Annotated in this window: 20 protein-coding genes; 14 read left to right on the top strand and 6 right to left on the bottom strand. The window is 69.0% G+C overall.

Annotation, left to right across the window (positions count from 1 at the left end; genetic code table 11):
• Positions 1-62 precede the first annotated feature (62 nt).
• The gene (gene uvrA, locus I8J34_RS07055) at positions 63-2,891 is read right to left on the bottom strand and encodes an excinuclease ABC subunit UvrA (protein ID WP_214360701.1); all 2,829 of its coding nucleotides are present in this window, start codon (positions 2,889-2,891) and stop codon (positions 63-65) included.
• A gap of 171 nt (positions 2,892-3,062) precedes the next feature.
• On the opposite strand from uvrA, the gene I8J34_RS07050 reads away from it, so the two are divergent.
• Together I8J34_RS07050 and ssb are read left to right on the top strand one after the other, a co-directional pair.
• On the top strand, positions 3,063-4,400 hold the full coding sequence (locus tag I8J34_RS07050) for an MFS transporter (RefSeq protein ID WP_214360700.1): 1,338 nt from the start codon (positions 3,063-3,065) through the stop codon (positions 4,398-4,400).
• Positions 4,401-4,910: a single-stranded DNA-binding protein gene (gene ssb / locus I8J34_RS07045; RefSeq protein ID WP_214360699.1), complete on the top strand. Its 510-nt coding sequence runs from the start codon at positions 4,401-4,403 to the stop codon at positions 4,908-4,910.
• Between the two features lie 318 nt (positions 4,911-5,228).
• Here ssb and I8J34_RS07040 read toward each other — a convergent pair whose 3' ends face one another.
• Positions 5,229-6,377, bottom strand: a complete 1,149-nt coding sequence (locus I8J34_RS07040) for a MalY/PatB family protein (RefSeq protein ID WP_214360698.1) — start codon at positions 6,375-6,377, stop codon at positions 5,229-5,231.
• A 632-nt stretch (positions 6,378-7,009) separates the two neighbouring features.
• Positions 7,010-7,273, bottom strand: a complete 264-nt coding sequence (locus tag I8J34_RS07035; protein ID WP_214360697.1) for a hypothetical protein — start codon at positions 7,271-7,273, stop codon at positions 7,010-7,012.
• 191 nt (positions 7,274-7,464) lie between these two features.
• Here I8J34_RS07035 and I8J34_RS07030 point away from each other — a divergent pair, with 191 nt between their 5' ends.
• Positions 7,465-8,409 carry an MBL fold metallo-hydrolase gene (locus tag I8J34_RS07030; protein ID WP_214360696.1) on the top strand — a complete coding sequence of 315 codons (945 nt, stop codon included), beginning with the start codon at positions 7,465-7,467 and terminating at the stop codon, positions 8,407-8,409.
• A gap of 5 nt (positions 8,410-8,414) precedes the next feature.
• On the opposite strand, the gene I8J34_RS07025 is transcribed toward I8J34_RS07030, so the two are convergent.
• The gene (locus tag I8J34_RS07025; RefSeq protein WP_214360695.1) at positions 8,415-9,080 is read right to left on the bottom strand and encodes a tetratricopeptide repeat protein; all 666 of its coding nucleotides are present in this window, start codon (positions 9,078-9,080) and stop codon (positions 8,415-8,417) included.
• Positions 9,081-9,136: 56 nt separating this feature from the next.
• Here I8J34_RS07025 and I8J34_RS07020 point away from each other — a divergent pair, with 56 nt between their 5' ends.
• On the top strand, positions 9,137-9,928 hold the full coding sequence (locus I8J34_RS07020) for a tRNA threonylcarbamoyladenosine dehydratase (protein ID WP_214360694.1): 792 nt from the start codon (positions 9,137-9,139) through the stop codon (positions 9,926-9,928).
• Here I8J34_RS07020 and I8J34_RS07015 read toward each other — a convergent pair.
• Entirely contained in the window at positions 9,914-10,741 is an 828-nt protein-coding gene (locus I8J34_RS07015) for a peptidoglycan DD-metalloendopeptidase family protein (RefSeq protein ID WP_214360693.1), read from the bottom strand. The two genes, I8J34_RS07020 and I8J34_RS07015, sit on opposite strands and share 15 nt — an antisense overlap.
• Before the next feature lie 71 nt (positions 10,742-10,812).
• Here I8J34_RS07015 and I8J34_RS07010 point away from each other — a divergent pair, with 71 nt between their 5' ends.
• The 10 genes from I8J34_RS07010 (at position 10,813) to I8J34_RS06965 (ending at position 25,811) form a co-directional block, all read left to right on the top strand.
• Complete coding sequence (locus I8J34_RS07010; protein ID WP_214360692.1) at positions 10,813-11,181, top strand: sirohydrochlorin chelatase; 369 nt, start codon at positions 10,813-10,815, stop codon at positions 11,179-11,181.
• 54 nt (positions 11,182-11,235) lie between these two features.
• On the top strand, positions 11,236-13,032 hold the full coding sequence (locus I8J34_RS07005) for a CHASE domain-containing protein (protein ID WP_214360691.1): 1,797 nt from the start codon (positions 11,236-11,238) through the stop codon (positions 13,030-13,032).
• Positions 13,033-13,106: 74 nt separating this feature from the next.
• Complete coding sequence (locus I8J34_RS07000; protein WP_214360690.1) at positions 13,107-14,150, top strand: efflux RND transporter periplasmic adaptor subunit; 1,044 nt, start codon at positions 13,107-13,109, stop codon at positions 14,148-14,150.
• A 92-nt stretch (positions 14,151-14,242) separates the two neighbouring features.
• Positions 14,243-15,529, top strand: a complete 1,287-nt coding sequence (locus I8J34_RS06995; protein ID WP_214360689.1) for an NAD(P)/FAD-dependent oxidoreductase — start codon at positions 14,243-14,245, stop codon at positions 15,527-15,529.
• Entirely contained in the window at positions 15,526-18,792 is a 3,267-nt protein-coding gene (locus I8J34_RS06990) for an efflux RND transporter permease subunit (protein ID WP_214360688.1), read from the top strand. The genes I8J34_RS06995 and I8J34_RS06990 overlap by 4 nt, the downstream gene beginning before the upstream one ends.
• Positions 18,789-19,013, top strand: coding sequence for a YgaP family membrane protein (locus tag I8J34_RS06985; protein ID WP_214360687.1), 225 nt, complete (start codon positions 18,789-18,791; stop codon positions 19,011-19,013). Before I8J34_RS06990 ends, I8J34_RS06985 begins: the two co-directional genes overlap by 4 nt.
• A gap of 58 nt (positions 19,014-19,071) precedes the next feature.
• Positions 19,072-22,812 carry a PAS domain S-box protein gene (locus I8J34_RS06980; protein ID WP_214360686.1) on the top strand — a complete coding sequence of 1,247 codons (3,741 nt, stop codon included), beginning with the start codon at positions 19,072-19,074 and terminating at the stop codon, positions 22,810-22,812.
• Positions 22,809-23,714 carry a response regulator gene (locus I8J34_RS06975; RefSeq protein ID WP_214360685.1) on the top strand — a complete coding sequence of 302 codons (906 nt, stop codon included), beginning with the start codon at positions 22,809-22,811 and terminating at the stop codon, positions 23,712-23,714. The genes I8J34_RS06980 and I8J34_RS06975 overlap by 4 nt, the downstream gene beginning before the upstream one ends.
• Before the next feature lie 135 nt (positions 23,715-23,849).
• A complete protein-coding gene (locus I8J34_RS06970) occupies positions 23,850-25,439 on the top strand; it encodes a SpoIIE family protein phosphatase (RefSeq protein ID WP_214360684.1) in 1,590 nt (529 codons plus the stop codon).
• Positions 25,440-25,508: 69 nt separating this feature from the next.
• Entirely contained in the window at positions 25,509-25,811 is a 303-nt protein-coding gene (locus tag I8J34_RS06965) for a PilZ domain-containing protein (RefSeq protein WP_214360683.1), read from the top strand.
• An 11-nt stretch (positions 25,812-25,822) separates the two neighbouring features.
• Here the strand turns inward: I8J34_RS06965 and I8J34_RS06960 are convergent, their stop codons facing one another.
• A complete protein-coding gene (locus tag I8J34_RS06960; RefSeq protein WP_214360682.1) occupies positions 25,823-26,116 on the bottom strand; it encodes a hypothetical protein in 294 nt (97 codons plus the stop codon).
• Between the last annotated feature and the right edge of the window lie 92 nt (positions 26,117-26,208).

The following is a 26,208-nucleotide window of genomic DNA, read 5'->3' as shown; positions in this document are numbered from 1 at the left end:
TGGATTTGCGTTGGATCAAATATTCGCGTACATCCGCCTGGAAGGCGCACACCAAAAGGGTTCTACGGGATACGCGAGAGTATGGGCGCGAGATATTTGCCAGTGTGGCTGGCGGGCGTGGCGGCGATGGTCTCGGGGGTGCCGGCGGCCAGGATGGTGCCACCGCCGTTGCCGCCTTCGGGGCCGAGGTCGATGAGCCAGTCGGCGGTCTTGATCACGTCCAGGTTGTGCTCGATCACCACCACCGTGTTGCCGTGGTCGCGCAGCCGGTGCAGCACCGCCAGCAGCATCTCGATGTCCTGGAAATGCAGGCCGGTGGTCGGCTCGTCGAGGATGTACAGCGTGCGCCCGGTGTCGCGCTTGGACAGCTCCAGCGCGAGCTTGACCCGCTGCGCCTCGCCGCCCGAGAGCGTGGTGGCGCTCTGGCCAAGGCGGATGTAGCCCAGGCCCACGTCGTCCAGCGTCTGCAGCTTGCGCGCCACGGCCGGCACCGGGGCGAAGAACGCGAGCGCCTGCGCCACGGTCATCTCCAGCACGTCATGGATGGTGCTGCCCTTGTAGCGCACGTCGAGCGTCTCGCGGTTGTAGCGCTTGCCGTGGCATACGTCGCAGGGCACGTACATGTCGGGCAGGAAGTGCATCTCGACCTTGATCAGCCCGTCGCCCTGGCAGGCCTCGCAGCGCCCGCCCTTGACGTTGAACGAGAAGCGCCCCGGCCCGTAACCGCGGGTGCGTGCCTCGGGCACACCGGCGAACAGCTCGCGGATCGGCGTCAGCAGGCCGGTGTAGGTGGCCGGGTTGGAGCGCGGCGTGCGGCCGATGGGCGACTGGTCGACATTGATCACCTTGTCGAAAAAGGCCAGCCCGTCGACGCTGTCATAGGCGGCGGGCTCGGCGTTCGAGCCGTACAGATGGCGCGCCGCGACGGCGTACAGGGTGTCGTTGATCAGCGTCGACTTGCCCGAGCCCGAGACGCCGGTGACGCAGGTGAGCAAGCCCACCGGCAGCTGCAGGTCGGCGCCCTTGAGATTGTTGCCGCGGCAGCCGCGCAGCACCAGCTGGCGGTCTTCGCGCGGGGCGACGCGCTGGGTCGGGATGGCGATCGCGCGCCGGCCCGACAGGTAGGCGCCGGTGAGCGAGTCGGCATGGCGCACGATGTCTTCGGGCAGCCCCTCGGCCACCACCTGGCCGCCATGCTCGCCGGCGCCGGGGCCCATGTCGACCACATGGTCGGCGGCGCGAATCGCGTCTTCGTCATGCTCGACCACGATCACCGTGTTGCCCATGTCGCGCAGGCGCTTGAGCGTGCCGAGCAGGCGGTCGTTGTCGCGCTGGTGCAGGCCGATGGAGGGTTCGTCGAGCACGTACATCACGCCGGTCAGGCCCGAGCCGATCTGGCTCGCCAGGCGGATGCGCTGCGCCTCGCCGCCCGACAGCGTGTCGGCCGAGCGCTGCAGGGTGAGGTAGTCGAGGCCGACGTTGATCAAAAAGTGCAGGCGGTTGGTGACTTCGCGCACGATCTTGTCGGCGATCTGGGCGCGGTGGCCGGTCAGCTGCAGGGTCTCGAAGTAGTGCGCGCAATCGGCCAGCGGCAGGTGGCTCAGCTCGGGCAGGGTGCGGGTGCCGATGCGCACATGGCGCGCCTCGGCGCGCAGGCGGGCACCGGCGCACACCGGGCAGGTCTGGGTGCCGCGCAGCTTGGCCAGCTCTTCGCGCACGGCCAGTGAATCGGTCTCGCGATAGCGCCGTTCGAGGTTGGGGATGATGCCTTCGAAGGGGTGCTCCTTGAGCACCGCGCGGCCGCTGTCCGACAGGTAGCGGAAGGCGATCGCCGTCTTGCCGCTGCCGTGCAGCACCACCTCGCGCACCGGCTCCGGCAGGCTGTCGAAGGGCGCCTCGATGTCGAATTTGTAGTGCTTGGCCAGCGAGGTCAGCATCTGGTAGTAGAACTGGTTGCGCCGGTCCCAGCCGCGGATCGCGCCGCCGGCCAGCGACAGGTCGGGATGGGCCACCACCCGCTGCGGGTCGAAGAACTCCATCGCCCCCAGACCGTCGCACTTGGGGCAGGCGCCGGCCGGGTTGTTGAAGGAAAACAGCCGCGGCTCCAGCTCGGCCAGCGCGAAGCTGCACACCGGGCAGGCGAAGCGCGAGGAAAACAGATGCTCGACGCCGCTGTCCATCTCCAGCGCAATGGCGCGGCCCTCGGCATGGGTCAGCGCGGTTTCGAAGGATTCGGCCAGGCGCTGGCGGGCGTCGGCGCGCACCTTGAGGCGGTCGACCACCACATCCACGCTGTGGCGCTTGTTCTTGTCCAGCTTGGGAGCGGCGTCGAGGTCCACCACCTCGCCGTTGATGCGCACCCGCACGAAGCCCTGGGCGCGCAGCTCGCCGAGCAGATCGGCCTGTTCGCCCTTGCGGTTGGCCACCACCGGCGCGAGGATCATCAGCTTGGTGTCTTCGGGCAGCGCCAGCACATGGTCGACCATCTGGCTCACGCTCTGCGCCTCGAGCGCATGCTCGGGGTGGTCGGGGCAGTAGGGCGTGCCGGCGCGGGCGAAGAGCAGGCGCAGGTAGTCGTGGATCTCGGTGACCGTGCCCACGGTCGAGCGCGGGTTGTGGCTGGTGGCCTTCTGCTCGATCGAGATCGCCGGGCTGAGGCCCTCGATGAGATCCACATCCGGCTTTTCCATCAGCTGCAGAAACTGCCGCGCGTAGGCCGACAGCGACTCCACATAGCGGCGCTGCCCCTCGGCATAGAGCGTGTCGAAGGCCAGCGAGGACTTGCCCGAGCCCGACAGGCCAGTGATCACCGTCAGGCGATTGCGCGGCAGGTCGAGGTCGATGTTCTTCAGGTTGTGGGTGCGGGCACCGCGAATTCGAATGTGGTCCATGGCGGGCAGTTCGTCACCGAAAGTGGGTCGCAAGTGGGCGAAGCGATGTGCGGCGCCCGGGCCTGACGGATCGGGCCATCGCCGCGCACGGCCTGCCCGGCGCAACCTGCTAATATACGCAATTCACTTCGCCCGAACCAAGTTTCGCCTCCCATGGCCGACACTGATTCCATGACATCCGCCGAGCGGCGCACCGGCGCGTCGCTGGCAGGCATCTTCGGCCTGCGCATGCTCGGCCTGTTCCTGATCCTGCCGGTGTTCGCGGTCTACGCGCACACCCTGCCGGGCGGCGACAACCTCACGCTGGTCGGGCTGGCGCTGGGCATCTACGGGCTCACCCAGGCCTGTTTCCAGATCCCCTTCGGCATCGCCTCCGACCGCTTCGGCCGCAAGCCGGTGATCATCGTCGGCCTGCTGCTGTTCGCCGCCGGCTCGGCCCTGGCCGCCATGGCCCATAGCGTGCAGTGGATCATCGTCGGCCGGGCGCTGCAGGGCGCCGGGGCCATTTCCGCCGCGGTCACCGCACTGGCGGCCGACCTCACCCGCGAGCAGCACCGCACCAAGGTGATGGCCATGATCGGCTCGACCATCGGCTTGATGTTCGCCGTCTCGCTGGTGGCTGCGCCGTTGCTGTATGCCGCCATCGGCATGCCCGGCATCTTCTGGATGACCGCCGGGCTCGCCCTGCTGGCCATCGTCGTGCTGCGCCGCGTGGTGCCCAACCCCCCGCAGGTCGAGGCCAAGCCGGTGCGCTTTGCCGGCGTGCTGCGCGACACCCAGCTGCTGCGCCTCAATCTCGGCATCTTCACCCTGCATCTGGTGCAGATGGCCATGTTCGTGGTGGTGCCGGCCGCCTTGGTGGCGCGCGGCAACCTGCCGGTCGCCGAACACTGGAAAATCTATCTGCCGGCGGTGCTGGTCAGCTTCGCGCTGATGATTCCGGCCATCATCGTGGCCGAGCGCAAGAACCGCCTCAAGCCCATCTTCCTGGCGGCCATCGTCCTGTTGGCGCTCACCCAGTTCGGCCTGCTCTTCGGCCGCGAACAGGTGTGGCAGATGGGCGCGCTGTTGGTGGCCTTCTTCGTCGCCTTCAATATTCTCGAAGCCACGCTGCCCTCGCTGGTCTCGCGCGTCGCCCCGCCGGCCTCCAAGGGCGCGGCGCTTGGCGTGTACAACACCAGCCAGGCGCTGGGCCTGTTCCTCGGCGCAACGCTCGGCGGCTGGCTGAGCCAGCATGTGGGCGCCGACAGCGTGTTCGTCGTCACCACCCTGGCCGCCCTGCTGTGGCTGGGCGCGGCGCTGACCATGCTGCCGCCGCCCAAGGTGGCCGCGCGCAGCTACCCGATCGCTGCAACAGTGGACATCGACGCCGTTCGTCGGCAGATTCTCGATTTGCCCGGCGTGCGCGAAGCCGTCATCGAACATGATGCGCGCATGGCGCATCTCAAGGTTAATCTGGACCGGTGGGACGAAGCCCGCCTGCGTCAATTGATAGGAGGAGAAGTCTGAATGGCATCGGTCAATAAAGTGATTCTGGTGGGGAACCTGGGCCGCGACCCGGAGATCCGCTACGCCCCGTCCGGCGACGCCATCTGCAACGTGAGCATCGCCACCACGGATACCTGGAAGGACAAACAAACCGGCGAGAAGAAGGAATCGACCGAATGGCACCGCGTGGTGTTCTTCGGCAAGCTCGCCGAAATCGCCGGCCAATACCTCAAGAAAGGTCGCGCCATCTACGTCGAAGGCCGCCTGCAGACCCGCAAGTGGCAGGACCAGAACGGCCAGGACCGCTACACCACCGAAATCCGCGCCAACGAAATGCAGATGCTCGGCGGCCGTGAAGGCGGCGGTGGCGGCGGCGACGCGCCGATGGACGACGGCGGCTACGACCAGCGCCCGGCCAGCCGCCCCGCACCGCAACAACAGCGCCCGCAGCAAGGTGGCGGCAACCGCCCGGCACCGGCGAGCGGCTCGGGTGGCGGGTTCGGGGATTTCGACGACGATATTCCGTTCTGAGGTCTGTCCTGCGCGGGGCCTCGCGGCCCTGGCAACGAAAAACGGAGTCCCTTGAGGACTCCGTTTTTCGTTGTGGGATCGGCCGGGCATTGACTTGTTGCATGCGGTCGCCCCCGCCCGGGCCGCCGACCTCAAGACGTCGATAGCGGATAGGCGACCGTTGTCGCTGGGTGCGTAGTCCGGATGCAGCGAAGCGGAATCCGGGAGCAGCGGTTGATTCGCCACCGCGCTTTGATTCCTGACGTTCTTGCCCGCTCAACTGCCAACCCCGGATTCCGCTGCGCTGCACCCGGGCTACGTCTCCCCGCTGGAAGAGGTTCAGCGCGCCGCCAAGCCGGCGGCCATGCGCCGCAGGCCTTCGTCCAGCGTCTGGCGCGGGCAGCCGAAATTGAGCCGCACGAAGCCCGGCGGGGCGCCGAAGTGGCGGCCGTCGGAGAGGCCGACGCCGTGGTCTTCGAAGAAGGCGGCGGGGTCGTCGAGGCCGGCGTCGCGGCAGTCGATCCAGGCCAGATAGGTGGCTTCGGGGCGGGTGGTGCGCAGGCCGGGCATGGCGGCGATGGCATCGACGACGCGCTCACGGTTGCCGCGCAGGTAGTCGATCAGGGCGCGGCGCCAGGGCTCGCCATCGCGGTAGGCCGCTTCCGTGGCGACCAGGCCGAGCACGTTGGGATGCGGGATGAGGCCGCGCATGGCGCGCTGGTAGCGTTGGCGTAGCCGGGCGTCGGGGATGATGGCGAAGCTGGCGTAGAGCGGGGCGATGTTCCAGGTCTTGCTGGGTGCCATGAGGGTAATGCTGCGCCGGGCGATGCGCTCGTCGAGGGCGGCGATGGGGGTGTGGGTGCCGTCGAGCACCAGGCCGCAGTGGATGTCGTCGGAGCACACGATGAGGTCGTGCCGTTCGGCGCGCTCGGCCAGGGCGGTCAGCTCGTCGCGGGTGAACACGCGGCCGACCGGGTTGTGCGGATTGCACAGCAGCAGCATGCGGGTGCGCGTGTTGAGGGCGGCGTCGACCGCATCCCAGTCCCAGCCCCAGTGATTGTCCGCTTCGACCAGCGCGACGGTCTGCAGCGTGCGCCCGGTGTTGGCGGGCGCGTGCAGGAAGGGCGGGTACACCGGCGTGGCGGTGAGCACACCATCCCCCGGTTCGCCGGCGATGGCGCAGGCGACGTTGAAGCCGGTGACCACGCCGGGCAGCCACACCAGCCAGTCGGCGTCGATGCGCCAGTCGTGGTCGCGCTCGATGCTGTGCACCACGGTGTCGACCAGCGAGGGCCAGGGGCCGGCGTAGCCGAACACTTTCTGGTCGATGCGCGCATGCAGGGCGTCGAGGATGGGCTGCGGGGTGGCGAAGTCCATATCGGCCACCCACATGGGCAGAATGTCGCGGCCCGCGTAGCGCGCCCACTTTTCGTCGGGGATGGCGCGGCGGTCGATGACGGTGTCGAAGTCGAAGGTCGGGGTGGTCATAAGGAATGGGCGTCGGACGAAGTGCTCATCAGTCTAGGGAGAGGACGTCCCCGTTGTCACGCGCATATCCGCGCCCGATCGAGCGGAGGCGTCCGAACGCCACGCAGTGGCCGGTTGAAACCGGCCCTACGATGTCCTGCCCCGGTCGAACGCTGCGGGCGGGGGCCCCGGCCATCCGCCGGGCCGTCCCAAGGATGGCCGCCGCCCCCTCGGGGGGCAGCGAGCAAAGCGAGCGTGGGGGCCTTGGCCATCCGCCGGGCCGTCCCAAGGATGGGCGCGGCCCCCTCGGGGGGCAGCGAGCAAAGCGGGCGTGGGGGCCCTCCGCCCGCCTGCCGGGCCGCCCCAAAGGCGGGCGCGGCCCCCTCGGGGGGCAGCGAGCGAAGCGGGCGCGGGGGCCCTCCGCCCGCCTGCCGGGCCGCCCCAAAGGCGGGCGCGGCTCCCTCGGGGGGCAGCGAGCAAAGTGGGCGTGGGGGCCCTCCGCCCGCCTGCCGGGCCGCCCCAAAGGCGGGCGCGGCCCCCTCGGGGGGCAGCGAGCAAAGCGAGCGTGGGGGCCTCCGCCCGCCTGCCGGGCCGCCCCAAAGGCGGGCGCGGCCCCCTCGGGGGGCAGCGAGCAAAGCGAGCGTGGGGGCCTTCTATATACCGCCGCCGTGATGCTCCACAAAGTGCTTGAGCACCATCTTCAGCATGGTCACCCGATGCATGTCGCCCTTGGCGCGGGCGGCTTCGATGTCGTCGCAGATCATGCGCTTGATGCGTTTTTCGCCGCGGGCGGTGTGGGTCAGGTAGTTGCCCAGCTCCACCGCCACCATTTCGGGCAGGTGTTCATGTTCGGCGATGGCGAGGATCTCTTCCTCGCTCAGTTCGGACAGTTCGATGCAGTCCTGGATGGTCAGCATGGCTTTTCCCTCCACAGTGAAAGCTGCGCTGCCGGCCGGGCCGCCGAGGCGTGGACGCGTCGGCGGGGCCGTGCGGCGTCGTGATGTTTCAATGACAGTGAAACACCGCCATCGTTGCAAAGTATTGATCCGTGGCAATCGCGGGAGCGTCGCCGGCTAAAATGCGGGGGTCACCCGAGATGGAGAAGTGAATGTCCTTGTTGATTGCCTGGCCCGACGAGATCTACGCCGTCGATGCCGACTACATGCGCCCGCAACTGGCCGCCATCCATGTGATCCGCAGCGGCGACCAGGTGGCGCTGGTGGACACCGCCCACAACGGGTCGGTGCCGCGGGTGTTGGCCGCCTTGGGCGAGATGGGTCTCGGTGCGGAGGCGGTGCGCTACATCCTGCTGACGCATATCCATCTGGATCATGCCGGCGGTGCCGGCGCCTTCATGGCGGCCTGTCCGAACGCCACGCTGGTGGTGCATCCGCGCGGTGCGCGGCACATGGCCGATCCGTCCAAGCTGTGGGCCGGCACGGTGGCGGTGTATGGCGAGGCGGATGCCATTGCGCGCTACGGGCAGATCCGGCCGGTGCCGGCCGAGCGCATCCTCGAGGCCACCGACGGGCTGGAGATCGACTTGAACGGCCGCATCCTCCAGGTGGCCGATACGCCGGGCCATGCCCGCCATCATGTGTGCTATTTCGATGTGCAGAGCCGCGGATGGTTCACCGGCGACGTGTTCGGGCTGTCCTACCGGGAGCTGGATCGCGACGGCAAGGCCTTTGTGTTTCCGTCCACCACGCCGGTGCAGTTCGACCCCGAGGCCATGCATGCGTCCATCGACCGCCTGATGGCGGCCGAGCCGACGGCGATGTATCCGACCCATTTCAGCCGCATCACCGATCTGCCGCGCCTGGCGGCCGACCTGCACCGACTGATCGACGCGCATGTGGCCATTGCCCGCGCGGCGGCCGATGCGCCGGACCATCGCCACCAGATCGTCCGTGCCGGGTTGTGCGCCTTGCTGCGCGAAGAGGCGCAGCGCCAGCAATGGACGATCGGCGAGGACGCGTTGTTCGAGGTGTTCGCGGTGGACCTGGAGCTCAATGCGCAGGGGCTGGAGGTGTGGCTCGACAGCGGCGCCTGAGCCGCTCAGGGCGCGTCGCGCAGCGCATCGTACTTGGCCTGCGCGCCGCGGTCGCCTTGCAGCGCGGCTTGCAGATACCAGTGGCGGGCCAGGCGTGTGTCCTGCGTGACGCCATAGCCTTGCTCGTACATGTGACCGATCAGGTATTGCGAGCCGACGTCGCCGGCATTGGCGGCGGCGCGGTACCAGTAGGCGGCCTGGGCGTAGTCTTGCGGCACGCCCTGGCCGAGGAAATACAGCGTCGCCAATGACACCTGGGCTTCCATGTGGCCTTGCGCGGCGGCCCGGCGGTACCACTCCGCGGCGGTGGTGAACGAGCGGGCGACATGGTCGCCGTGGTCGTAGAGCAGGGCGAAGTTGAATTGCGCCTGGGGCAGCCCGGCCTGTGCCGCGCGGCGCAGCCATTGCCACATGGCGTTGCCGTTGTCGCTTTGGGTTTCGCCGCGGTAGAGCATCATCGCCAGATTGAACTGGGCCAGGCGGTTGCCGCGCCGTCCGGCCACTTCGAAATAGCGGGCGGCCGTGGCATGATCGCCGCCTTCGTAAGCGTGGTTGCCGGCTTGTGCCAGGCGCATGGTTTCAAGGGTTTGTGCCTGAGCCTGAGTGGGGTTGGCGCCACTGGAGAACGAGAGGGCCAGGGCAAGCGCCAGGGCAAGTGGGCGAATAGGCATGGAGGGCTCCCGCGGGTTTCTCGTTGGAGCACACCGGGCCAAGGGAGTTCAGTGAAATGGGCAACGAGCAGGCGACGGCCGCGACGGTGGATCGGGCACGGCGCTTCGGCGGCATCGTGCGCTTGTATGGCGAGGCGGGTCTGGCGCGGCTGGGGCGGGCCCATGTGGCCGTGGCCGGCATCGGCGGGGTGGGCTCGTGGGCGGTGGAGGCGCTGGTGCGCAGCGGTGTCGGCTACCTGCGCCTGATCGACCTCGACCATGTGGCCGAATCGAACATGAACCGCCAGATCCATGCGCTCGACGCCACCCTCGGCCAGGCCAAGGTCGAGGCCATGGCGGCGCGCATCGGCCAGATCGATCCGGGCATCACGGTGGTGTGCGTGGACGACTTCGTCACCGAGGCCAACGTGGCCACGACGCTGGCGCCGCCGCTCGATTTCGTCATCGACGCCATCGACGATGTGCGCGCCAAGGCCGCCATCGTGATGCACTGCCGCCGCCATGGCATCGGGCTGATCACGCTCGGCGCGGCCGGCGGGCAGACCGACCCGACACGCATCGCCATCGAGGATCTGTCGCGCACCACGCAGGATCCGCTGCTGGCCAAGCTGCGCGCGCGGCTGCGGCGCGACCATGGTTTCCCGCGCGATCCGGCCAAGCGCTTCCGTGTCGAGGCGGTGTACTCGACCGAGCCGCTGCGCTACCCGGACGCCAGCTGCACCCCTGAGGCCGGCCCGGCCGGGCTCAGCTGCGCGGGTTTCGGCTCGAGCATGGCGGTGACCGCCAGCTTCGGCCTGACGGCCGCGGCGCGGGCGATCGAGCGGCTGGCGACATCAGGGCAGAAATAGCGCCGGGTCGACCGGCGTGCCGTTGAGGAACACGCTCCAGTGCAGATGCGGCCCGGTGGCCCGGCCGCTCTGGCCGACGGTGGCGACCTTCGCGCCCTGGGCCACAGGTGTGCCGGCGGCGATGGCCACGCTGTCCAGGTGGCAGAACATCGAGATCAGCCCCTGGCCATGGTCGATGAAGACCGTCTTGCCATTGAAGAAAAAATCCCCCACATGCGTCACGATGCCCGCCGCCGGTGCCACCACCGGCGTGCCGGTGGCCGCGGCGATGTCCAGCCCGCGGTGCGGCGCGCGCGGCTGGCCGTTGAAGGTGCGGCGCAGGCCGAAGGCGCTGGAGCGACGCCCCTCGGTGGGCGTGACGAAGTCGATCTGCACCGTGTCGGTGTCGCGGAACAGCGTCTTGATCTCCTGCTGGGTCGCCGCTTCGGCCTCGATACGCTTGAGGTCCGCGGGGTTCGGCTCGACCATGCGCTGATTCTTGAGGCGGATGTGCTGCACCGGATAGGCCTTGTCGGCCAGGGTCAGTGCGCGAGTCTCCTGTGTCCCGCGGCGGATGACGGTGAGTGTCTGTTGCCCGGCCGGCAGATCCAGCGGCAGGCCGATCCACGCCGCCCAGTGCGTGCCTTCGCGCCGCACCAGCACGCGCTGGTCGGCAAACCGCACCTCGGGGCGCGCTTCGCTGGCCGGGGCGATCTGCAGATGGGCGATGCCGCCGGGCACCAGGGCGGGGGTCGGCGCGGCATGGGCCGCGGTCGCCATCGACAGCAGGAAGGCGGCTTGGCAGCAACGTTTCAGGATCAGGGATGTCATCATGGGCGCATGATAACGATTTGACCGATGATCGGCAGCGGGCCTCGCCGCGCGGCGATTGCAAGGAGTGATGCATGGCAGGAAATGGGATTGTGTTGTTCGGCCACGGGGCACGTGACCCCGAATGGGCCGGCCCGATGAAGCGGGTCGCGGCGCGCATCGCCGAGCGTTCGCCGCAGACGCCGGTGCAAGTGGCCTTCATGGAATTCCTGAGCCCGACGCTGGACGAGGCGGTCGACACGCTGGTGGCCGCGGGCTGCACCGAGCTGACCGTCGTGCCGGTGTTCCTCGCCCAGGGCGGGCATCTCAAGCGCGATGTGCCGCTGCTGGTGGAGACCGCGGCCGAGCGTCATCCGCAAGCCCGGCTGCGGCTGGTGACGGCGGCCGGCGAGGCCGACGGCGTGGTCGAGGCGATTGCCGACTACGCCCTCGGCCTGGCATGACGACCCGCCCGTTGCCTGGCGCGGTCCGTATGGACCTTTTCCCGGCGTGAGCACGTGATCCCGTCCGACGCGCCTGACGCGCCGTCGCACCGGCGATGGTGGTGGCCGCTGCTGGCGGTCGTGCTCGTCGTGTCGCTGGCGATGACCGCCTGGGCCGTGACCCGGGCGCGCGTGCTGGCGGCGGCCGAGGCCCGCTTCGCCGCCGATGCCGATGCCGTGGTGGCGGCGGCCGAGGCGCGACTGACCGGCTTCGCCCGCGTGTTGCGCGGCGCTGCCGGCCTGGTGTGGGTGGCCGGCACGGTGCCGCCCAGCGCGTGGGAGGCCTATGTCGACGGGCTCGATCTGGCGCGCGCCTATCCCGGCTTTTCCGGCATGTCGGTGGCTTGGCGCATCCATGACGAGGGCCGCGAGCAGCTCGATCGCTGGGTGGCCGGGGCGGTCGGCGAGTACTTCGACATCCGGCCGGACGGCGAGCGGGCGCAGTATCTGCCGGTGGTGCGGGTGGCGCCGGCGCCGGCCGATCTGTCGCGCGTGCTGGGCTTCGATCTGCTCTCCGACCCGGTGCGGCGCGAGGCCGCCGAGCGTGCCTGGCGCAGCGGCGCCCTCGCGCTGTCGGCGCATACCGCGGTGCGCGGCGACAGCGGCGAGGGCGAGCCGGCCTTTTCGCTGCTGATGCCGATCTATGTCACTGCCCAGGCGCCCAGCAGCGAGGCCGGGCGGGCGGTGGCGGCAACCGGTGTGATCAGTGCCGAGTTTCGCGCGGCCGCCTTTCTCGAATCCTTGCTGTCGGGGCCGACCCGTCTGATGTCGGTGCACCTGCACGATTCGCGGGCCGCCGACCCGGCCGAGCGGCTTGCCGTGCGCGGTGTGGACGAACCCATGGCACGCTTCACGGCCGCGCGCGCGCTGCATGTCGGCGGGCACAGCTGGTATTTTCGCCTCGCCTCGACGCCGGCTTACGAAGCCCAGCTGCCGGGGTGGCAGGCCGCCGCCGCGGCGGGGGCGGTGCTGGTACTGGGCAGCCTCTTTGCCGCCCTGATGCTGTCGCTGGCGGCCGGCCGGCGCCGGGCGCGAGACACGGCGCAGCAGCTGCGCGCCGAGGTGCAGGACGCGAGCCGGCGGCTGCAATTGGCGCTCGATGGCGCCGGGGAAGGGGGGTGGGACTGGGATCCGGCGCGTGGCGGCATGCATGCCTCGGCGCGCACGCTGGCGATCTTCGGTGTGACCGAGCCGCATCCGCCCAGCCAGTTGCTGGCGGTGTGGCGTAGCCGGCTGCATCCGGACGACCGCGCGACCGTCGATCTGGCGCTGTCGCAGCATCTCGAGGCCGGTGTGCCGCTCGATATGCGCTACCGCGTGGTGCTGCCCGACGGCGCGGTGCGCTGGGTGCGCACCCGCGGCCAGGCGCGCCACGATGCCGGCGGCAATCTGCTGGGGGTGGCCGGCTTCGTTGCCGACGTCAGCGCGGCGCAACAGGCGGCCGAGGCGCAGACCCGCCTGGCCGCTTGCCATGCGGGCACGCTGGCGCTGTTGCCCGGCACGCTCCTCGAATTCGACGCCGAGGGGCGCTGCGTCGCGCGGCAGGGGCCGGACGACGCGCGCTCGGGGCTGCCGATGACGGATGTCGTCGGCCGGCGCCTGGCCGACCTGTTGCCCGCCGCGGCGGCGCGACGGGTGATGCAGGCCTTCCACCGCGTGGCGGTCCATGGGGGTGTCGAACGGATCGCCTATGAGCGCGACGGCGCGGACGGCGAGACCCCACGCATCGAAGCCGGGGTGACGCGGATCGAGACCGGCGGCTTCTTGTGCCTCCTGCGCCCGCTCGGCGCGCATTCGGCGCACCAATCGTAGCGCCATAGCCCGCGCGGCGGGGCGGGCGGCTTGACACGCAACAATATAAGAATAAACTAATATGCGTGAATTCCATGACCCGACCCCTTCCTGTGCTTGCCGCCTGCGCCGTGATCCTGACCGGCCAGCCCGCGGCATCCGCCGCCGATCTCGAAACGGCGCTTGTCGAACGCGCGCCGGTGGCGGTGCTGCATGTCGCCGAAGGCGTGGTGGAGGCGGTCAATAGCGCCACCCTCGCTGCCCAGGTGCAGGGGCGCATCGTCGATGTGCGCGCCGATGCCGGTGATGCGGTGAAGAGTGGGCAGGTGCTGATGCGCATCGACGCCAGCGAGGCCAACCAGGCGGTGGCCGGCGCCGCCGCTTCGGTGGCGCAGGCACAGGCGACCTATACCAATGCCCAGGCGCAATGGGCGCGCAATGTCGCGCTGCGTGACAAGGGCTTCGTCAGCCAGGCGGTGGTGGATCAGTCGCTGGCCGCCATGCGCGCCGCCGAGGCCGGGCTCAAGGCCGCTCGCGCCGGGCGCGGGCAGGCGGTGACGGTGCGTGACTTCACCACCATCGTGGCGCCGCTCGCCGGGGTGGTGGCCGAGCGCCATGCCGAGGCCGGCGAAATGGCCCAGCCGGGCCGCCCGCTGCTGACCCTCTATGACCCCGCCCGCTTGCGCGTCGTGGCGCAGCTGCCGCAATCGGTGGCACAGGGCGTGCAAGGCACGTCGCTGGCGGCCGACATCATGCTCTCCGGGCGCGATGCGCCGCTGGCCGCCGAGGCGGTGATGCTGGTGCCTTCGGCCGACCCGCGCACCCACACCATGGAAGTACGCGCCAGCTTGCCGGCGACGGTGACCGGCGTGGTGCCCGGGCAGTTCGCCCGCCTGGTCCTGCGGGTGGGGAGCGCGCCGCGCCTGACGGTGCCGGCCGCTGCCGTGCTGCGCCGTGGCGAGGTGACGGCGGTGTATGTCCAGACCGAGGCGGGTTTCCGCCTGCGCCAGATACGACCCGGCCAGGCGCTGCCGGATGGCCGGATCGAGATCCTGGCCGGACTGAACGTGGGAGACAGGGTTGCCCTGGATCCCGTCAGAGCGAGTCTGTCGCGCCAACAAAACGCATCACCACAATAGCGCGGACTCGCAGCGAGGCGGCCGAATGGCGCATCGGTGAGGCCGATGAGCGGGCAGGGCGCCGGTACTCATGGGCCAGGAGGAGAGACGAGATGGCGCATATCGTGATTGTGGGAGCAGGGCTCGGCGGTTTGCCGATGGCCTACGAAATGAAGGCGCTGGCACGCGCCGGGGACCGGGTCACGGTGGTGGCCAATACCGGGCGGTTTCACTTCACGCCGTCCAACCCGTGGGTGGCGGTGAACTGGCGCAAGCGCGACGACATCGAGCTGGAGATCGCGCCGCTCTTGGCGAAGAAGAAGATCGACTTCGTCCAGCAGGCGGTTACCCAGGTGCAAGCGGCCGACAACTGCCTGGTGCTGGCCGACGGCAGCAGCCTGGCCTACGACGTGCTGGTGCTGGCCACCGGCCCGCAGCTGGCTTTCGACGAGATCCCCGGGCTCGGGCCCGAGGGCTTCACCCAGTCGATCTGCCATGTGGATCACGCGGTGGGCGCCGAGTCGAACTGGCAGGCCTTTGTCGATGACCCCGGCCCGATCGTGGTCGGCGCGGTGCAGGGCGCCTCGTGCTTCGGGCCGGCCTACGAGTTCGCGCGCATCATGGAAACCGACCTCCGCAAACGCAAGCTGCGCGACCGGGTGCCGATGACCTTCGTCACCTCCGAGCCCTACATCGGCCATCTCGGCCTGGGCGGCGTGGGCGACTCCAAGGGCATGATCGAGTCGATGTTCCGCGACCGCCACATCAAGTGGATCTGCAACGCCAAGGTGGACAAGGTCGAGGCCGGCACCATGTTCGTCACCGAGCATGACGACGAGGGCAAGCCCAAACGCCAGCACGAGCTGCCGTTCAAGTATTCGATGATGCTGCCGGCCTTCCGCGGCATCGACGCGGTGCGCGGCGTCGAGGGGCTGGTCAATCCGCGCGGTTTCGTGCTGATCGACGAATTCCAGCGCAACCCGCGCTATCCGAACATCTACGGCGTTGGCGTGTGCGTGGCGATCCCGCCGGTGGAGGCGACGCCGGTGCCGACCGGGGTGCCCAAGACCGGCTACATGATCGAGTCGATGGTGACCGCCACCGCCAAGAACATCCGCGCCGCGCTCGACGGCAAGGACCCGGCCGAGCGCGCCACCTGGAATGCGGTGTGCCTGGCCGATTTCGGCGACACCGGCGCCGCCTTCGTGGCGCTGCCGCAGATCCCGCCGCGCAATGTGAACTGGTATTCGGAAGGGCGCTGGGTGCATCTGGCCAAGGTCGGCTTCGAGAAGTACTTCCTGCGCAAGATGAAGAAGGGCACCACCGAGCCGATCTACGAAAAGATCGTGCTCGATGCGCTGGGCATCATGAAACTCAAGAAGACTGAACGTACGACGTGACTGACGCAACACCGCCCCTCGGCCTGTCCGGCAAGATCGCCAGCGGCTTCCAGCGCAATGCGCTGACGCCGCTTTTGGCGCTGGTGCTCTTCCTCATGGGCGTGTTCGCCACGCTGGTGACGCCCAAGGAGGAAGAGCCGCAGATCGACGTGACCATGGCCAATGTGTTCATCCCCTTTCCGGGGGCGGCGGCGCAGGAGGTCGAGGCGCTGGTGGCGCGGCCGGCCGAGCAGGTGCTCTCGCGCATGGCCGGCGTCGAGCATGTGTATTCGGTGTCGCGTCCGGACATGGCGGTGCTCACCGTGCAGTTCGAGGTCGGCGTGCCCAACCAGACCGCGCTGGTGCGCCTCTACGACACGCTCGAATCGCACCGCGACTGGCTGAGCGAGGAGCTCGGCGTGCTGGCGCCGATCGTCAAGCCCAAGGGCATCGACGATGTGCCGATCCTCGGTCTCACGCTGTGGACCGAGGATCCGGCGCGTGCCGGTTTCGAGATGCAGCAGGTGGCGCGCGCGGTGGAGATCGAGCTCAAGCGCATCGGCGGCACGCGCGACGTGGTGACCATCGGCGGCCCCGGCCATGTGCTGCGCGTGCTGATGGACCCGGCGCGGATGAATGCCCATGGCGTCACCGCCACCGACCTGAAGGCCGCGCTGCAAGTGGCCAACGCCTCGCAGTCGGCCGGCCGGCTGGTGCGCGACAACCAGGAGGTGCTGGTGCAGACCGGCACCTACATCCGCTCGGCCGAGGACGTGCGTGCGCTGGTGGTCGGCGTCACCGCCGGCAAGCCGGTGTATCTGTCGGACGTGGCCGCGGTCGACGACGGCCCCGACCAGCCCTCGCGCTATGTGTGGTTCGGCGCCGGCGCGGCGGCGGCCGAGCGCGGCATCGCGGCCGGCAGCGTGTCGCCGGCGGTCACGCTGGCGGTGTCGAAGAAGCCGGGCGCCAACGCCTCCGACGTGGCCAACGACCTGATCGCCCGCATCGACGGCCTGAAGGGCACGGTGATCCCCGAGGGCGTGCAGGTGACGGTCACGCGCAACTACGGTGAGACCGCCAACGACAAGGCCAACAAGCTGATCGGCAAGCTGGTCTTCGCCACCAGTGCGGTGGTGGTGCTGGTGCTGCTGGCACTGGGCTGGCGCGAGGCGATCATCGTCGGCCTGGCGGTGACGCTGACCCTGGCGGCCACCCTGTTCGCCTCCTGGGCTTGGGGCTTCACGCTCAACCGGGTCAGCCTGTTCGCGCTGATCTTCTCCATCGGCATCCTGGTCGACGACGCCATCGTGGTGGTCGAGAACATCCACCGCTGGCATCTGCTCGAACCCGACAAGCCGCTGTGGCGCCTCATCCCCAAGGCGGTGGACGAGGTCGGCGGGCCGACCATCCTGGCCACCTTCACGGTGATCGCGGCATTGCTGCCAATGGCCTTCGTCACCGGGTTGATGGGGCCCTACATGAGCCCGATCCCGATCAACGCCTCGATGGGCATGTTCATCTCGCTGCTGGTGGCCTTCATCGTCACGCCCTGGCTGGCGCAGAAGATGCTCAAGTCGGTCGATGGGCATGGCCATGCCGGCGAGGACAAGATGACCCGCCGGCTGACCGGCTTCTTCGGCGCCATCATGCGCCCGCTGCTCGACGTGCGGCGCGGCCGGCGCAACCGCAGCCTGTTGTGGCTGCTGGTGATGGCGCTGATCGCCGCCTCGGTGTCGCTGGCGGTGTTCAAGCTGGTGGTGCTCAAAATGCTGCCGCTCGACAACAAGTCGGAATTCCAGGTGGTGCTCGACATGCCGGTCGGCACGCCGCTGGAGCGCACCGCCCAGGTGCTGCTGGAGATCGGCGAGGCGGTCGGCCAGACGCCCGAAGTGACCGACTGGCAGGCCTATGCCGGCACCGCCAGCCCGATCAACTTCAACGGCCTGGTGCGCCAGTACTACCTGAGGAGCGCGCCCGAGCAGGGCGACCTGCAGATCAATCTGGTGGACAAGCACCACCGCGAGCGCAGCAGCCACCAGGTGGCCGCCGCGGTGCGCGACACGGTGGTGGCCATCGCCACCCGCCATGGCGGCAACGCCAAGGTGGTGGAAGTGCCGCCCGGGCCGCCGGTGCTCTCGCCGATCGTCGCCGAGGTGTACGGGCCGGACTACACCGGCCAGCTGGCGGTGGCGCAGCAGGTGCGCGCCGCCTTCGAGGCCACCGAGGGCATCGTCGGCGCCGACGACACCATCGACGAGACCGCGCCCAAGCTGGTGTTGCGGGTCAACCAGGCCAAGGCGGCGCTGATGGGCGTGGCGCAGGCGCAGATCGTCGAGCTGATGCGCCTCGGTCTGGCCGGCGAGAGCGTCACGCCGGTGCATGGCGGCGACAACAAGTACGAGATCCCGGTGCGCATCCAGCTGCCGCCGGCCAGTCAGTCGTCGGTGGCCCATCTGCTGCAGCTCAAGGTGCGCGCGCGCGACGGCACGCTGGTGCCGGTGTCGGAGTTCGTGACGGTGCACGAGACCGGTCGCGAGCAGGTCATCTACCGCAAGGACCTGCTGCCGGTGGTGTATGTCACCGGCGATATGGGCGGCGCGCTCGACTCGCCCTTGTACGGCATGTTCGACATCCGCAGCCGCATCAAGGACTTGCCGCTGGTGGGCGAGCGCCTGGCCGGCACACTGGGCGAGTGGTTCATCCGCCAGCCGGACGATCCGTACAGCGGCTACAGCGTGAAGTGGGACGGCGAGTGGCAGGTCACCTACGAGACCTTCCGCGACATGGGCGCCGCCTACGCGGTCGGCCTGATCCTCATCTACCTGCTGGTGGTGGCGCAGTTCAAGAGCTACCTGGTGCCGCTCATCATCATGGCGCCGATCCCGCTCACCATCATCGGTGTGATGCCCGGTCATGCGCTGCTCGGCGCGCAATTCACCGCCACCTCGATGATCGGCATGATCGCGCTGGCCGGCATCATCGTGCGCAACTCGATCCTGCTGGTGGACTTCATCAACCACCAGCTGCGCGAGGGCGTGCCCTTCGCCGAGGCGGTGATCACCTCGGCCGCGGTGCGTGCCAAGCCGATCGGCCTGACCGCGCTGGCGGCGATGATCGGCGCGGCCTTCATCCTCGACGACCCGATTTTCAACGGGCTGGCGATCAGCCTGATCTTCGGCATCCTGGTGTCCACCGTGCTCACGCTGGTGGTGATCCCGGTGCTCTACTTCGCGGCCATGCGCAACACGCCGGCCGCCCGACCGTCGGAAGGGGCCACCTCATGAATCTCACCGTCAATCAATTCGTCCGCATCTTCGCCGGCGCCTTCGTGCTGATCTCGCTGGCGCTCGGCGTCGAGGGTTCGCCGCTGTTCGTCAATGCCAACTTCCTGTGGTTCACTGCCTTCGTCGGCGCCAACCTGTTCCAGAGCGGCTTTACCCGCATCTGCCCGCTGGAGACCATTCTGCGCAAGTTCGGCGTAAAGGACAGCGTCGGCTGCAGCTGACCTGCCCGGCGGCCTGCGGGCCGCTCAAGTCCACCTGCATGCGGGCCGATAAGCAGGAATGTCGTCGCCCGCCGAGTCTCCTTCCTCCTCGCTGACGGACCTCGTGGACAGCGCGCCCGAGGCGTCCTGGCGCCGCGCTTTGCCGCTGGCCCTGGGGGTGCTGTTTCTCGGATCGGTCCTGACCGGGATCGGGGCGCTCTATGTCGACCGTCTCGAATCGGCGCGCGATGCGCAGGACATCGAACATGCCATCAACCGCGTCACCGCGGCCTTGTCCGAACGCCTCGATTACTACGTGGCGCACATGCGTGCCGCCGCCGGCCTTTTCTCGGCCAGCGACCGCGTCAACCTGTTCGAATGGGAGCGCTATGTCGACACCACCGAGCTGAGTCCGCTCAACGCGATGGGGGCGGCCGGCCTGGTGTATGCCCCGCGTGTCGAGGCCGATCGCCGTGCCGATTGGGAAGACTTCATGTTCTACGCCTACGATCGAGCCATCCCGATCCGCGGCTCGAGCAGCGGCGTCGCCTTTCCCGTGCAGTTCGCTGCGCCGCGCGTGACCTCCCTGGAAGTGATTCTCGGTTTCGACATGGTGTCCCACCCGACCCGGCGTGCCGCCATCGTCGAAGCCATCGAGCGTGGCGATGTGGTGCTCAGCGCGCCGCTGGTGCTCAAGGACGCGGGTGACGATTCGCCGGGCGCCATCCTCGCCCTGCCGGTGTATCACCCGGCGGCACACCTGATGAAGGGCGCGCATTCCGACGAGATGGTGCGCGGTGTGGTGGTGCTCGGGCTGCGGTATCGCGACTGGCTGGCGGCGGTGTCGGCGGGCTGGTCGGACAAGGTTCGGGTCGATCTGTTCGACCTCCACCAGACGCAGGCCACGCCGCTGGTGACGACCGGCGCCGGGACGGCGGTGGAGGACGGGCGCACGCGCAATCTCACGGTCGGCGGCCGGCAACTGCAGCTGGTGTTCCACCCGGTCGTGCAGACGGGCGCCAATCTGGCCGGCGTGACGGTGCGCAGTGCCGGCATCTTCCTGACGCTCGCCCTGACCCTGCTGACCTTCTACCTAAGCTCAGGCCGGCAACGCGCCATGGCCGCTGCCGCCTGGGCCAGCGGCGCGCTGGCCGACTCGGAGCGGCGCTTCGCCCTGGCGGCCAGCGCCACCAGCGATGGCATCTGGGAATGGATGCCGCAGCGGCGCAGCATCTACCTCTCGCCGCGCGCCCAAGGCCTCCTGCAACGCGGAACACAGCCGGCCGCGCCCGGCCTGCGCGAGATCCTGCGCTGCTTGCCGATGGCCGAGCGCCGGGTGCTGCTGCTGGCGCTGCGCGGTCATCTGCGGCACCGCCAGCCGCTCGAAGTGGCGGTCAGCCTGCCGCTGGACGAGGGCGGTGCCCGTCATCTGTTGGTGCGCGGCCAGGCCGTCTGGGACGCGCTCGGCCGGCCGACCCGCGTGGCCGGGGCGATTTCGGACGTGTCGCTACTGCGCGAGCGGGAGCTGGCGCTGGATCGGGCGCGCCAGTTCTATGCGCGCGTGCTCGATTTCCTGCCGCATCCGGTGATGCTCAAATCCGAAGACCATCGCTATGTGCTGGCCAACCGCGCGGCGGGGGAGTTTCTCGACCGGCCGCCGCAGGCCATCATCGGCGCTCGCACCGAGGATCTCCTGCCCGGCCAGGCGTCCGCGCATACCGACGAGGACCGGCGGGTGCTCGACGAGGGTGGCGTCAGTTCGCGGGAGTTTCACCTGGTGCTCGACAACGGCAACGAGCGCGACGCGATCGTCAACAAGGTCGGCGTGGCCGGGCTGGACGGTCAGCCGGTGGTGCTGGTGACGATGACTGACGTGACCACCCTGCGCCGCACCGAGCAGGCGCTGCGCCAGTCGCTGGTCGAACTCGACGCGCTGTTCCGCAATGCGTCGCTGGGTATGGCGATGATCAAGGTCAATGGCACCATCGTGCGGGCCAACGAGGCCTTCTCCCGCATCGTCGGCGTGCCGCTGGCCGAGCTGCCGGGCATGCGCTATGCCGATCTGACGCCGCCGCGCATGCAGGTGCTGGACCGCGAAATGACCATCGACGCCCTGCGCCAGGGCAAGGTGACCCCGTACGAACGCGCCTTCCTGCGCCCGGATGGCAGCGAGGTGGAGGTGGTGCTCAGCGGTGCGGTGATGCTCGATGCCGAGGGCGGCGCGGCCATCTGGACGGTGGTCGCCGACATCTCCAAGCGCAAGGCGGCCGAACGGGCGCTGGCCGCCGCCCATGCCACCAATGCCTCGATCGTCGAGGCCATGCCGGACATGCTGGTGCAGTTCGACGAGGATCTGCGGCTGGTGGGCATGCGGGTGCCGCCCGGGCTGCGCCTGGCCGTCGATCAGGCCTCGGTGGTGGGGCAGCCGCTTGAGGCGATCGTGACGCCCAGGCGCCTGGCGCAGGTGTTGCCGACATTGCGCCTGGCGCTCTCCAGTGGCCAGTTGCAGTGCATGGAATACCGCGCGCGCGATGCCGACGGCGCGATGCAGGACTACGAGGCGCGGGCCGTGCCGGTGAGCACCGGGGGGCTGTTGGTGGTCTTGCGCAATGTGTCAGAACTGAAGGCGCGCGAGCGGGCGCTGCGCGAGAGCGAGGCACGTTTCCGTCTGCTGGCCGAGGCCGCGCCGGTGGTGATCTGGCTGGCCGACACGTCGATGAACATCACCTACGCCAATCGCGCATGGCGGACGCTCACCGGCCTGTCGCTGGAAGAGACTCTCGACACCCGCTGGCTGCAGGTGGTGCACCCCGACGACGTGGCGCCGCTCAAGGCGGCCGGCCGCGCCGCGCGCGCCGCACCGGCGGCGTATCAGATGGAGTTCAGGGTGCGCCGGCCGGCGGGGCCTGATGCCTGGCTGATGATCAAGGGCGAGCCGCGGGTGGACGACCAGGGGCAGGTGGTCGGCTTCGTCGGCGTCGGCGTCGATATCTCGAACGAGAAGCAGACCCGCGAAGCGCTGCGCCGACATCGCGACCACCTGGCGGAACTGGTGACCGAGAAGACCGCCAGCCTGATCGAGGCCAAGGAGGTCGCCGAGCGGGCCAATGCGGCCAAGTCGCGCTTTCTGGCGAACATGTCGCACGAACTGCGCTCGCCGATGCATGCGGTGCTCAGCTATGCCCGGCTGGGCGAAGACAAGGCGCTGCAGGCCACGCCCGACAAGCTCAAGGACTACTTCCAGCGCATTCGCACGAGCGGCGATCGCTTGCTGAAGCTGGTCGACAATCTGCTCGACCTGTCCCAGCTCGAGGCCGGCCGCATGGTCCTCGACCGGCAGGCCTTCGCGCTGCCTACGGTGGTCGCGGCGGAGGCGGAGGCGCTGGACGGCCTGCGCGTGGCGCGCGACGTTCGGCTGTCGATAGACGTCGACGCCGACGTGCCGCCGGTCGACGGAGATGCGCTGCGGATCGCCCAGGTGGTGCGCCATCTGCTCTCCAACGCGTTCAAGTTCTCCCCGGCCGGTGGGCAGGTCACGGTGCACATCGGCCACAGCGAGCCGGCCGGCGTCTGTCTGCGGGTGAGCGACCAGGGCGTGGGCATCCCCGCCGAGGAGCTCGAGACGGTGTTCGACGCGTTCGTGCAAAGTAGCGCGACGCGTACCGGTGCCGGCGGTACCGGCCTGGGCCTGGCACTGTGCCGCGAGATCGTCACGGCCCATGGTGGGCGCATCCGTGCCGGCAACCTGCCGGGCGGTGGCGCCTGTTTCGATATCATTTTGCCGGCAGCCCAGCTGACCGAGGAGCCCTTGCAACCATGAGTCAAACCCGAATCCTGGTGGTCGACGACGAGCCCTTCAACCTCGACATCATCAGCGAGTACCTGGAAGGCGCGGGCTATCTGCTGGAGATGGCGCCCAGCGGCGAGGAGGCCTGGGCGCTGCTGCGCAGTCACCAGACGTCCTTCGATCTGGTGGTGCTCGACCGCATGATGCCCGGCATCGACGGGCTCGAACTGCTGCGCTGGATCAAGGCCGACCGGCGTCTGGCCGACATTCCGGTGGTCATGCAGACCGCGGCGGCCAGCCCCGAGCAGGTGCGCGAGGGCTTGGCGGCAGGCGCTTACTACTACCTGACCAAGCCCTTCGAGCCCGAGAGCCTGCAGAGCATCGTCCGTGCCGCGCTCGACGACCTGCATCAGCGGCGCGCACTGGCCGAGCGCCTGGCGGTCCAGCGCAACGCACTGCAGACCCTGCAGCGGGGGGTCTTTGTCTTTCGTAGTATCGACGAGGCGCATGGCGTGGCGGCCGTGGCGGCATCGATCTGCGACGAACCCGATGTGGTGGTGCTGGGGCTGTCGGAGTTGCTGGTCAACGGCGTCGAGCACGGCAATCTGGGGATCCGCTTCGACGAGAAGTCGCGCTTGCGCGAGACCGGCCAGTGGGAGGCGGAGGTCGCGCGCCGTCTCGCCCAGCCCGACAACCAGCACAAGCAGGTGCGTCTGACCGTCTCCAGCGATGCGCAGGCCTGGGTCTTCTGCATCGAGGACGAGGGCAACGGCTTCGACTGGAAGGAGTTTCTCGAACTGGCGCCGGAGCGCGCCTTCGCCCCCAACGGTCGTGGCATCGCGCTGGCGCGGCAGTTGGCCTTCGACACGCTGGAGTATCAGGGCTGCGGCAACAGCGTACGGGCCACCGTGCGCAAACGCACGAAGGCGGGGTGAGAAGTCCGCGTCGGTACGCAATTTGTGATCTCCGACAATTCTTTGCGGCCCGAATCGGGCACACTATGTCTAAAGATATAAATGTTCCAGCGCTGCGGACCAGCTGACCGGCACCAGTGCACCGATCGGGCGAGCATGATGACCGACGCCAATCCGAGCTCCTCGCTGACCGTCCTGGTGGTCGATGACGCCGCCACCAACCGCAATCTGATGGCGGCATTCCTGGCCCGGCTGGGGCATGAGGTGATATTCGCGGTCGACGGCGTGGATGCGCTCGAATGCTTTGCCGCGCAGCGGCCGGACATGGTGCTGATGGACCTGATGATGCCGCGCATGGACGGCTTCGAGGCCACCCGCCAGCTCCGTAGCCGGCAGGACATGGCCTGGGCGCCCATCATCATCATGTCGGCGCTCAACACCGATGCGGACATCGTCGCCGGCCTCGATGCCGGCGCCGACGACTACCTGGTCAAACCCGTGTCCTTTGCCGTGTTTGCCGCCAAGATGCGCACCATGGCGCGCCTGCTGGGCATGGAGCGCCGGCAGCGCGAACTGCTCGAGCGCATGCAGGCCATCTCCAACGGGGTCATCGACGGCCTCGTCACTTTTGACGAGCGCGGCATCATCCGTTCGGCCAATCCGGCCGCCAGCCGGATGTTCGCCTGCGCCGACGGCGGCCTGAACGGCCTGCGCGTGACCGAGCTTGTCGCGCCCCGCGGCGAGCGCCCGCCATACCGCCTGCTGGCACGGGATCTGGCCGGCAGCCCGGTGGGGGCGGACGGCGTGGTGCATCAGCTGGACGGCCAGCGCGCCGACGGTACGGTGTTTCCGCTCGAAGTGGGGGTGACCGAACTGCACCTGGACGGTCAGCCGCTGTACATCGGTGTGCTGCGCGATATCAGCGAGCGCATCAGCCAGCAGGCGGCCATGGCCGACCATGCTTACCGCCTGCAGCGCTATCACGACGAGCAGCATCGCGAGCAGGAGCTGGCCCGCCAGATCATGGGCAGCCAGATCGATGCCGAGGCGCTCCGCGATCCGCGGATCCATTTCACGGTGATGCCGGCACGCCGTTTTTCCGGCGATCTGGTGGTGGCGGCCCGCTCGCCCAGCGGCCGGCTGTTCGCCATGCTGGCCGATGCCACCGGCCACGGCCTGACGGCAGCGATCAGCGTGCAGCCGGTGTTGCCGGTGTTCTATACGCTGGTGGCGCGCGATGAGCCGCTGGCGCAGCTGGTCGGCGATCTCAACGCCGTGTTGCATCGCTCCTTGCCGGTCGGGCGCTTTGTCGGCGCCGCGCTGGTGTGCCTGAGCGGCGACGGTCGCGAAGCCGAGATCTGGGTCGGCGGGGTGCCGGAGGTGGCGGTGATCGGTACCGACGGCCGGGTGCGGCAGCGTTTCCCGTCCGATCATGTGCCGCTGGGGGTGGTGAATACCGCGGCCGAGGGGTGCCAGGTGGCGCGCTGCGCGGTGTTGCCGGGCGAGCAGCTGGTGATGTACTCAGACGGGGTGGTCGAGGCGACCAACGATGAGGCGGACAGCTTCGGCGTGGCGCGCCTGGAGCAGTTGCTTGCCGCGCATCCGGCCGACGGGCGCATCGAGGCCTTGCGCATCGCGCTGGCGGAGCATCTGGCCGGCGCCTCGGCGCATGACGATATGTCGGCATTGCTGCTCGATTGCGCGCCGTCTTCGGATTTTTTCGGGCTCTGGGACGCGATGATCTGAAAAAAACGCTACGGTTTGCCGACGCGGCGCCGTTAGTGACTGGATTTCCCTGATTTCGGCCAATCCGACATGAAACCTTATGACGATCGACGCCAGACCCGGCGAATTCCCCTGGGCTGCAACGCCCTGATCAAACCGGCCGGCGCTGCGCCGGCGGTGGAGGCGCAGTGCATCGAGATCAGCCCCGGCGGCATGACGCTGGAGAGCGACTACGTGCCCAGTCTGGCCGAGTTGCTCGACGTGCTGGTGCGCCAGCCCGAGGGCGGCGTGGAGCGGCCACCGCTGCATGTGCGGGTCGAGGTCAAGCGCTGCCACAAGGCCGAGTCGGGCAAATACGTGCTGGGCGTCCAGATCGTCAAGGTACTGCGCTAGGGGCACTGCGCCTACTGGCAGCTCAGCGCGGGCGCCAGGGCATCCTTGCCGATCTTGCCGGTGGCGCTGGCGACGACGCATTTCATGGCGCCGCACTCGCAGTTGAACACCACGGCGCCGGTCGGGCTCAGGGCTTCGCCGGCCGAGCAGTGGCAGGGTTCGACATATTTCTTCGCCATCGGGGCGCCCGGCGCCGGCGAGGTGCTGGCTGCCGGGGGTTGGGCCGGGGTGGCGGGGGCGGCGATCGACATGAGGCTCGTCAGGCCAAGCACGAGGCCGGCGAGCAGGGAGCTTGTCCTGCGCATGGTGCTGTCTCCGTTGCGGTTGCCGCAGCGATGCGCCACGGCGATGGTGCTCCCAGTATGGTCAAGGGATGGCACGGAGGAAAGGCGCGCGG

This window comes from Denitromonas iodatirespirans, assembly GCF_018524365.1.
In the GTDB taxonomy this organism is placed as follows: domain Bacteria; phylum Pseudomonadota; class Gammaproteobacteria; order Burkholderiales; family Rhodocyclaceae; genus Nitrogeniibacter; species Nitrogeniibacter iodatirespirans.
This window is presented reverse-complemented; position numbering and strand designations above follow the sequence as displayed.